Genomic DNA, 4105 nt, shown 5'->3' with positions numbered 1-4105 from the left:
GCCTCGGCCGGCGTGGTGGACCAGACAATGGAGCAGCGCCCGTCCGCCAGGGGCAACAGGGCCAAGGGCCCGGTGTCCAAAAACCGCTGACGGGCTGTCTCTCCGTGCGGGATTTCGCTGCGAATATGGGCCACCAGAGCGACCTGCTCGTGATCCAAAGAATTGACCTTGATACCAGCCATCTCGCGAGTGGGCGAGGCACCGCCATCGGCGGCGACCACCAGCCGAGCGCGGAGACGACCGGCCTTGGCCAGACCCAAGAGCGACCCCGTCGGCTCCAGGCTGAGCCGTTCCAGGCGATCGGGCAGGAAGCAGTCGATCGGTGACTCCCGAAGCTGCTGGTGCAGGGCGGCCTGGATGACCCGATTCTCGACAATATGACCCAGCTCGGCCTCGGCCACATCGGCGGCGTCAAACTCGACACGGCCGTGGGCATCCCAGACCGTCATGTGCCGATAGGGACTGACCCGCACCGCCTCCATCGCCGACCAGGCATGCAATTTCTGGAACAGCCGCCGGGAGGCGCGCGAGACCGCGAACACTCGCAAGTCCAACGGCTCATCCTGGGTGACTGGGTCCTTCAACGCTTGGGCGTCCACCAGGGCCACTTGATAGCCGGCCCGGGCCAGACCGAGGGCGCTGGCGGCGCCGATGGGGCCGGCCCCGATGACCGCAATGTCATAGTCTCTGTTCATGCCCGGCATCCTACGATGTCGCCTCCCGCCTGGCCAGAGGCCGTCCCTGCAGAATCAGTAATTTCCTACAGCCGATTCGCCTCTCCTGCACTATGCTTTGGGTTCCACTGGGAGACAGACCAACACGGAGGAGGCTGTCATGCGTGGAAACTGGAAGTGCTCGATCCGAAAAGAAGCCGCCGCAGCCCTCGGGGTCAAACACAAATTGCCGCCTGAGCTGTTCGACCGCGTCATCCATTCCAAGAATACCTCGCGGGATGCCGCCATCGCCGCCGCCCTCTATGAACTGCTACCCGGCAGTCTCAGCGGCCCGGTGGAACGACGCCAACTCGAGGAATACCTGATCGCCTGCGAACAGGACGACACGGACTGGCCGACGACCCATTAGGGCGGATTCCCATCACTCTGCCCCCAAGCGCTTCTTGCGACAGCGTGGGGTTCGCACCCCTGTCCCACCCATCCTGACAGAGGCCCTGTCCGGGAGGATAGGCGGCGGGCGCTTCGGCCAGTCGTGCCAGAAACTCACCCGCTCCCCCCTTAACAACACCCCAATTTGTCCGGAATAAGCCCTTTTGTCTGTCCGGCGCCACCGCCTGTCGCCCGGGCCAAATAACTATTCCATTTCGTTACAATACCTGTACACTTCGCATAACCCTCGAGCACTCGGGGGGCGCCCTTTTCTTTACATAACAAAGGATATTCCGATGGAACAGCTACGCTTCGGCTCCGATGACATCGAAAACACCCTGTCACGCATGAACGAAAACGAACTGGATGACCTCGCCTTTGGCGCGATTCAGCTCGATAAAAACGGCAACATCCTCCACTACAACAGCACCGAAGGTGAGATCACCGGGCGCAATCCCGAGGAGGTAAAGGGCAAGAACTTCTTCCGTGACGTGGCGCCCTGCACGGACCGCCCGGAGTTCGCCGGCAAGTTCCGCGAAGGCGTGGTCAAAGGTGAACTCAACACGCTGTTTGAATACGTCTTCGACTACAAGATGCAGCCGACAAAGGTAAAGGTGCACATGAAAAAGGCGATCTCCGGTGACACCTACTGGGTCTTCGTCAAGCGAATTTAGGGAACCTCTGATTAATTCATTCGCACCCGCAGTTGGCGCTGAGAGCTGCTGAGTCAAGGCGCAGCGCGCAGCACAGTAGCCTCTGTGCTACGGGCAAGCAATGCAATGCTGAAGCAGGCGCTCTCAGCACCAACCCCTTGTGGGCCAACGGGATTTTCCCTCTCGTCTTCGTTGCTCCTCGCTCATGTAGCACAGCGGCTACACTACGCTCGTCGCGCCTCGCGAGAGAAGAAATCCCGTTGGCTGTGGGCGCGAATGAATTAATCAGAGGTTCCTTGGGTAGGTTGGCTGGTGGCTTCGGTAGGGTTAGGACCCTACGGTGTCGGTGACCGGGGGCGTTCCGGTCCCTTCCGCCGACGCTCGCGAAAGAAGCTCCGCAGCAGGTCCCCACATTGATCCGCCAGGACACCGGATTGAACATCGACCTGATGGTTAAGGCGGTCTGTGCCGAGGATGGAGAAGAGGCTGCCGGCAGCGCCGGTCTTGGGGTCGGGGGCGCCGTAGACGACGCGAGCGATGCGGGCGTGGATGATGGCACCGGCGCACATGCAGCAGGGCTCCAGGGTCACATAGAGGGTGGCACCCGTCAGACGATAATTGTTGTCACGGGCTGCGGCCGCGCGCAGGGCGGCAATCTCGGCATGGGCGGTGGGATCATGAAGGCTGATGGGGGCATTCCAGCCCTCCCCCAGCACCTCGCCATCACGAACAATCACCGAGCCAACCGGCACCTCCCCCGCTGCCTCGGCATGGCGGGCAAGATCAATGGCATGCTGCATCCAGCGTTCGTCGGTGTTGTCCTGAGTCGTCATGTCTTTGACTCCGGGGACGGAGCAAGGTTATTTCCCTATTCCCACTCAATCGTCGCCGGTGGCTTGCCGGAGATATCGTAGGTGACACGGGAAATACCCCGGACCTCGTTGATGATTCGCCGTGAGACATGGTCGAGGAAATCATAGGGCAGATGTGCCCAGCGGGCGGTCATGAAGTCGATGGTTTCCACCGCGCGCAGGGCAATGACCCAGTCATAGCGACGGCCGTCACCCATCACGCCCACCGAACGGACCGGCAGGAAGACGGCAAAGGCCTGACTGGTCTTGTTGTAAAGATCGTGGTTCCAGAGCTCTTCGATGAATATGGCATCCGCCTTGCGCAGAATGTCGGCGTAGTCCTTCTTCACCTCGCCAAGAATACGCACCCCGAGGCCCGGCCCCGGGAAGGGGTGACGGAAGAGCATGTCATGAGGCAGGCCCAGCTCCACGCCCAGGCGGCGGACTTCATCCTTGAACAGTTCGCGCAGGGGCTCGATGAGCTTGAGCTTCATGTGCTCCGGCAGGCCACCCACATTGTGATGGGACTTGATCACCTGAGCCTTGCCGGTCTTGGAACCGGCGGATTCGATGACATCCGGATAGATGGTGCCCTGGGCCAGCCACTTCACGTTGTCGATCTTGCCGGCTTCTTCATCAAAGACTTCGATGAAGGTGCGGCCGATGATCTTGCGCTTCTCTTCCGGGTCTTCCACGCCCTTGAGCGCGGAGAGGAAACGATCCTCGGCGTCGACGCGGATCACGCGCACACCCATGTGCTCGGCAAAGGTGGCCATCACCTGATCGCCCTCACCAAGGCGCAGCAGACCGGTGTCCACGAATACGCAGGTGAGCTGTTCACCAATGGCCTTGTGCAGCAGGGCGGCGACTACGGAGCTGTCAACGCCGCCGGACAGGCCGAGCAGCACATGATCGTCACCCACCTGCTCACGGACCTGGGCAATCTGGCTTTCAACGATGTTTTCCGGCTTCCAGTCGGCGGCGCAGCCGGCAATGTCGTGCAGGAAGCGCTCGAGGATTCTGCCACCCTGAGGGGTGTGCGTGACCTCGGGGTGAAACTGAATCCCGTAGAAACGGCGGCTCTCATCACTGATCACGGCGTAGGGGGCGTTGTCAGAGCTGCCCACCACTTCAAACCCTTCCGGCAGCTCGGCTACGCGGTCACCATGGCTCATCCAGACATCGAGACTGGGAATGCCACCGGACTCCATGTGATCTTCAATCCCCTCCAGCAAACGGCTCTTGCCCGTCACCCGAACCCGGGCATAACCGAATTCCTGATGATCACTGGATTCCACCCGACCGCCCAACTGGGCCGACATGGTCTGCATGCCGTAACAAATGCCCAATACAGGCACATCCAATTCAAAGACGATCTTGGGTGCCCGGGCCGTGTCCTGTTCGGTGACCGAAGCCGGCCCACCGGAAAGGATCACTGCACTGGCGCCAAACTCGCGAATGGCCTCATCACCCATCTCGGGATCATGTATCTCGCAGT

General features: G+C 61.0%; 5 protein-coding genes. 2 read left to right on the top strand and 3 right to left on the bottom strand.

Going from position 1 to position 4105, the window contains the following annotated elements; genetic code table 11:
- The coding region (locus tag ACJWXQ_RS10010; protein WP_406672744.1) for an FAD-dependent oxidoreductase at positions 1-695 on the bottom strand (695 nt) is incomplete at its 3' end.
- A gap of 139 nt (positions 696-834) precedes the next feature.
- Between ACJWXQ_RS10010 and ACJWXQ_RS10005 the strand changes: the two genes are divergently transcribed.
- Together ACJWXQ_RS10005 and pyp are read left to right on the top strand one after the other, a co-directional pair.
- Positions 835-1083 carry a hypothetical protein gene (locus tag ACJWXQ_RS10005; protein WP_406672743.1) on the top strand — a complete coding sequence of 83 codons (249 nt, stop codon included), beginning with the start codon at positions 835-837 and terminating at the stop codon, positions 1081-1083.
- 316 nt (positions 1084-1399) lie between these two features.
- On the top strand, positions 1400-1777 hold the full coding sequence (gene pyp / locus ACJWXQ_RS10000; protein WP_406672742.1) for a photoactive yellow protein: 378 nt from the start codon (positions 1400-1402) through the stop codon (positions 1775-1777).
- Between the two features lie 314 nt (positions 1778-2091).
- Here pyp and tadA read toward each other — a convergent pair whose 3' ends face one another.
- The gene (gene tadA, locus ACJWXQ_RS09995) at positions 2092-2589 is read right to left on the bottom strand and encodes a tRNA adenosine(34) deaminase TadA (protein WP_346052519.1); all 498 of its coding nucleotides are present in this window, start codon (positions 2587-2589) and stop codon (positions 2092-2094) included.
- A gap of 35 nt (positions 2590-2624) precedes the next feature.
- Positions 2625-4105 (bottom strand): glutamine-hydrolyzing GMP synthase (gene guaA / locus ACJWXQ_RS09990; RefSeq protein ID WP_406672741.1); only part of this gene is annotated, 1481 nt, incomplete at its 5' end.

This window comes from Natronospira sp. (genome assembly GCF_007134575.1).
Lineage (GTDB): Bacteria > Pseudomonadota > Gammaproteobacteria > Natronospirales > Natronospiraceae > Natronospira > Natronospira elongata.
Note: the sequence above shows the minus strand (reverse complement) of the source record. Positions and strands in the feature narration are given on the sequence as shown.